This is a genomic window from Nocardioides sp. Bht2 (genome assembly GCF_047308515.1).
Classification (GTDB): Bacteria; Actinomycetota; Actinomycetes; order Propionibacteriales; family Nocardioidaceae; genus Nocardioides.
Map to the genome: position 1 here is coordinate 1 of NZ_JBLBWI010000034.1, position 5,330 is coordinate 5,330.

General features: G+C 55.3%; 3 rRNA genes. All 3 read left to right on the plus strand.

Annotation, left to right across the window (positions count from 1 at the left end):
- Positions 1-235: 235 nt before the first annotated feature.
- The 3 genes from ACLM5J_RS20795 (at position 236) to rrf (ending at position 5,327) form a co-directional block, all read left to right on the plus strand.
- Positions 236-1,753: ribosomal RNA gene (locus tag ACLM5J_RS20795) — 16S ribosomal RNA — on the plus strand.
- Between the two features lie 262 nt (positions 1,754-2,015).
- Positions 2,016-5,114, plus strand: a 23S ribosomal RNA gene (locus tag ACLM5J_RS20800).
- 96 nt (positions 5,115-5,210) lie between these two features.
- Positions 5,211-5,327: ribosomal RNA gene (gene rrf / locus ACLM5J_RS20805) — 5S ribosomal RNA — on the plus strand.
- Together the 16S, 23S and 5S rRNA genes form the textbook arrangement of a ribosomal RNA operon.
- Positions 5,328-5,330 lie beyond the last annotated feature (3 nt).

Sequence of the window (5,330 nt, forward strand, 5' to 3'; positions counted from 1 at the left end):
TCGGGTAAGTTTGGTCAGGTTGCGCCGAGGGAACTTCGCCGGTTTGGTGGGGGGATTCGGGTGCGTGTGATGTTTGAGAACTCAACAGTGTGTCATTGATAGTCGACGAATTAGTTTTATATCCGTCTCCTGTCTTCGGGCAGGGATGGTTCCTTTGTGAGTAACAATGATTCTGACAATATTGTCGGGGTTTGTTTCTTGCTGGGGTTTGAATTTCTCGTTTGAGATGTAGTTTTCAATGGAGAGTTTGATCCTGGCTCAGGACGAACGCTGGCGGCGTGCTTAACACATGCAAGTCGAGCGGTAAGGCCCTTTCGGGGGTACACGAGCGGCGAACGGGTGAGTAACACGTGAGTAATCTGCCCTTCACTTCGGGATAACTACCGGAAACGGTGGCTAATACCGGATATGACCACTTCACGCATGTGATGGTGGTGGAAAGTTCCGGCGGTGGAGGATGAACTCGCGGCCTATCAGCTTGTTGGTGAGGTAGTGGCTCACCAAGGCTTCGACGGGTAGCCGGCCTGAGAGGGTGACCGGCCACACTGGGACTGAGACACGGCCCAGACTCCTACGGGAGGCAGCAGTGGGGAATATTGGACAATGGGCGAAAGCCTGATCCAGCAACGCCGCGTGAGGGATGACTGCCTTCGGGTTGTAAACCTCTTTCAGCGCTGACGAAGCGAAAGTGACGGTAGGCGCAGAAGAAGCACCGGCCAACTACGTGCCAGCAGCCGCGGTAATACGTAGGGTGCGAGCGTTGTCCGGAATTATTGGGCGTAAAGGGCTCGTAGGCGGTTAGTCACGTCGGGAGTGAAAACTCGGAGCTTAACTCCGAGCCTGCTTCCGATACGGGCTGACTAGAGGTATGCAGGGGAGAACGGAATTCCTGGTGTAGCGGTGAAATGCGCAGATATCAGGAGGAACACCGGTGGCGAAGGCGGTTCTCTGGGCATTACCTGACGCTGAGGAGCGAAAGTGTGGGGAGCGAACAGGATTAGATACCCTGGTAGTCCACACCGTAAACGTTGGGCGCTAGGTGTGGGGTCCATTCCACGGATTCCGTGCCGCAGCTAACGCATTAAGCGCCCCGCCTGGGGAGTACGGCCGCAAGGCTAAAACTCAAAGGAATTGACGGGGGCCCGCACAAGCGGCGGAGCATGCGGATTAATTCGATGCAACGCGAAGAACCTTACCTGGGTTTGACATACACCGGAAAGCTGCAGAGATGTAGCCCCTTTTAGTCGGTGTACAGGTGGTGCATGGCTGTCGTCAGCTCGTGTCGTGAGATGTTGGGTTAAGTCCCGCAACGAGCGCAACCCTCGTCCTATGTTGCCAGCACGTAATGGTGGGGACTCATAGGAGACTGCCGGGGTCAACTCGGAGGAAGGTGGGGATGACGTCAAGTCATCATGCCCCTTATGTCCAGGGCTTCACGCATGCTACAATGGCCGGTACAAAGGGCTGCGATACCGTAAGGTGGAGCGAATCCCAAAAAGCCGGTCTCAGTTCGGATTGGGGTCTGCAACTCGACCCCATGAAGTCGGAGTCGCTAGTAATCGCAGATCAGCAACGCTGCGGTGAATACGTTCCCGGGCCTTGTACACACCGCCCGTCACGTCACGAAAGTCGGCAACACCCGAAGCCGGTGGCCTAACCCTTGTGGAGGGAGCCGTCGAAGGTGGGGCTGGCGATTGGGACGAAGTCGTAACAAGGTAGCCGTACCGGAAGGTGCGGCTGGATCACCTCCTTTCTAAGGAGCATCTATCACACCCTTTTTGGTTGCATCCACGAGTGTGGGTGGCCGGGTGTGGCTCGTTAGGTGGAACGTCGACCGTGTAACCGGCTTTGTTGTTGGTTTTGTTTTTGGCACACTGTTGGGTCCTGAAGCATCAGACGTTTGTTTGGTGTTTTTAGCGGGCCGTTGGAAGCTGATCCTTGTTTGGGGTTGGTGGGTGGCGGGTTCGTTCGTTGTTTGAGAACTGCACAGTGGACGCGAGCATCTTTTGTAGCTGTGACAAGCTATGAAGGGCACATGGTGGATGCCTTGGCACCAAGAGCCGATGAAGGACGTAGAAGCCTGCGATAAGCCCCGGGGAGTTGGCAATCGAGCTGTGATCCGGGGGTTTCCGAATGGGGAAACCCAGCTGGAGTCATGTCCAGTTACCCACATCTGAACACATAGGGTGTGTGGAGGGAACGAGGGGAAGTGAAACATCTCAGTACCCTCAGGAAGAGAAAACAAAAGTGATTCCGAGAGTAGTGGCGAGCGAAATCGGATGAGGCTAAACCTACTTCGTGTGATACCCGGCAGGGGTTGCGGAGTGGGGGTTGTGGGGCCGCCTGGTTCATACTGCCGTATGGACGCAGAGTAAGAAACCATCGTTGAAGTTGAAGCGGATTGGAAAGTCCCGGCGTAGAGGGTGATACCCCCGTACACGTAAGACGATGGCTCTGTGGCGTTACCCCAAGTAACACGGAACCCCTGAAATTCCGTGTGAATCTGGCAGGACCACCTGTTAAGCCTAAATACTCCTTGGTGACCGATAGCGGACAAGTACCGTGAGGGAAAGGTGAAAAGTACCCCTGGCGGGGAGTGAAATAGTACCTGAAACCATGTGCCTACAATCCGTCGGAGCCTGTAAGGGTGACGGCGTGCCTTTTGAAGAATGAGCCTGCGAGTTTGCGGTGTGTTGCGAGGTTAACCCGTGTGGGGAAGCCGTAGCGAAAGCGAGTCCGAATAGGGCGATTGAGTAGCACGCTCAAGACCCGAAGCGAAGTGATCTATCCATGGGCAGGTTGAAGCGCGGGTAAGACCGCGTGGAGGACCGAACCCACTTAGGTTGAAAACTGAGGGGATGACCTGTGGATAGGGGTGAAAGGCCAATCAAACTTCGTGATAGCTGGTTCTCCCCGAAATGCATTTAGGTGCAGCGTCACGTGTTTCTTGCCGGAGGTAGAGCACTGGATAGCCGATGGGCCCTACAAGGTTACTGACGTTAGCCAAACTCCGAATGCCGGTAAGTGAGAGCGTGGCAGTGAGACTGCGGGGGATAAGCTCCGTAGTCGAGAGGGAAACAGCCCAGACCATCAGCTAAGGCCCCTAAGCGGTGACTAAGTGGAAAAGGATGTGGAGTCGCACAGACAACCAGGAGGTTGGCTTGGAAGCAGCCATCCTTGAAAGAGTGCGTAATAGCTCACTGGTCAAGTGATTCCGCGCCGACAATGTAGCGGGGCTCAAGTCATCCGCCGAAGCTATGGTATTCGCATGTAACACAAGCCGCCCTTGAGGTTGGTTCAGTGGTGCGGATAGGTAGGGGAGCGTCGTGTGGGCAGTGAAGCGCCGGAGTGATCCAGGTGTGGAGGCCACACGAGTGAGAATGCAGGCATGAGTAGCGAATCACGGGTGAGAAACCCGTGCGCCGAATGATCAAGGGTTCCAGGGTCAAGCTAATCTGCCCTGGGTAAGTCGGGACCTAAGGCGAGGCCGACAGGCGTAGTCGATGGACAACGGGTTGATATTCCCGTACCGGCAAAATAGCGCCCATGACGAGGCTGGTGATGCTAAGTGCCCAGAACCTTCTAGAGCCCTTCGGGGACGTGAGGGGGATGCGCATGACCCGATCCAGTAGTAGTCAAGCGATGGGGTGACGCAGGAAGGTAGTCCAACCACAGCGATGGTTGTCTGTGGCTAAGAGTGTAGGGAAAGAGATAGGCAAATCCGTCTCTTATATATCCTGAGACTTGATGGGGAGCCGTTAGGCGAAGTGGATGATCCTATGCTGTCGAGAAAAACCTCTAGCGAGCTATGCGCCGCCCGTACCCCAAACCGACTCAGGTGATCAGGTAGAGAATACCAAGGCGATCGAGTGAACCATGGTTAAGGAACTCGGCAAAATGCCCCCGTAACTTCGGGAGAAGGGGGGCCGGATCCGTGAACCACCTTGCGTGGGGAAGCGGTGATGGCCGCAGAGACCAGGGGAAAGCGACTGTTTACTAAAAACACAGGTCCGTGCGAAGTTGTAAGACGATGTATACGGACTGACTCCTGCCCGGTGCTGGAAGGTTAAGGGGACCTGTTAGGCGCAAGCCGAAGCGGAGAACTTAAGCCCCAGTAAACGGCGGTGGTAACTATAACCATCCTAAGGTAGCGAAATTCCTTGTCGGGTAAGTTCCGACCTGCACGAATGGAGTAACGACTTTCCCGCTGTCTCAACCATGGGCTCGGCGAAATTGCAGTACGAGTAAAGATGCTCGTTACGCGCGGCAGGACGGAAAGACCCCGGGACCTTTACTATAGTTTGGTATTGGTGTTTGGTTCGGCTTGTGTAGGATAGGTGGGAGACTTTGAAGCATTAACGCCAGTTAGTGTGGAGTCAACGTTGAAATACCACTCTGGTCGTACTAGATGTCTAACCTAGGTCCGTTATCCGGATCAGGGACAGTGCCTGATGGGTAGTTTAACTGGGGCGGTTGCCTCCTAAAATGTAACGGAGGCGCTCAAAGGTTCCCTCAGCCTGGTTGGCAATCAGGTGGCGAGTGTAAGTGCACAAGGGAGCTTGACTGTGAGACGTACATGTCGAGCAGGGACGAAAGTCGGAACTAGTGATCCGGCGCTGGCATGTGGAAGCGGCGTCGCTCAACGGATAAAAGGTACCCCGGGGATAACAGGCTGATCTTCCCCAAGAGTCCATATCGACGGGATGGTTTGGCACCTCGATGTCGGCTCGTCGCATCCTGGGGCTGGAGTAGGTCCCAAGGGTTGGGCTGTTCGCCCATTAAAGCGGCACGCGAGCTGGGTTTAGAACGTCGTGAGACAGTTCGGTCCCTATCCGCCGCGCGCGTAGGAAACTTGAGAAAGGCTGTCCCTAGTACGAGAGGACCGGGATGGACGAACCTCTGGTGTGCCAGTTGTTCCGCCAGGAGCACGGCTGGTTGGCTACGTTCGGAAGTGATAACCGCTGAATGCATCTAAGCGGGAAGCACGTTTCAAGATGAGGTTTCCCACCAGGTTAACTGGGTAAGGCCCCCTAAAGACGATGGGGTTGATAGGCCGGAGGTGTACAGCAGTAATGCCTAGCCGACCGGTACTAATAGGCCGAGGGCTTGTCACACACACATACTTAAGTCATGCAAACGCGTCCACTGTGCGGTTCCCGAACCACGAACGATCTACCCCCGTGTAGATTGAGTAGTAGGTTCCATAGAGTTACGGCGGCCATAGCGAACGGGAAACACCCGGTCCCATTCCGAACCCGGAAGTTAAGCCGTTCAGCGCCGATGGTACTGCAACCGAGAGGTTGTGGGAGAGTAGGACGCCGCCGGACAAT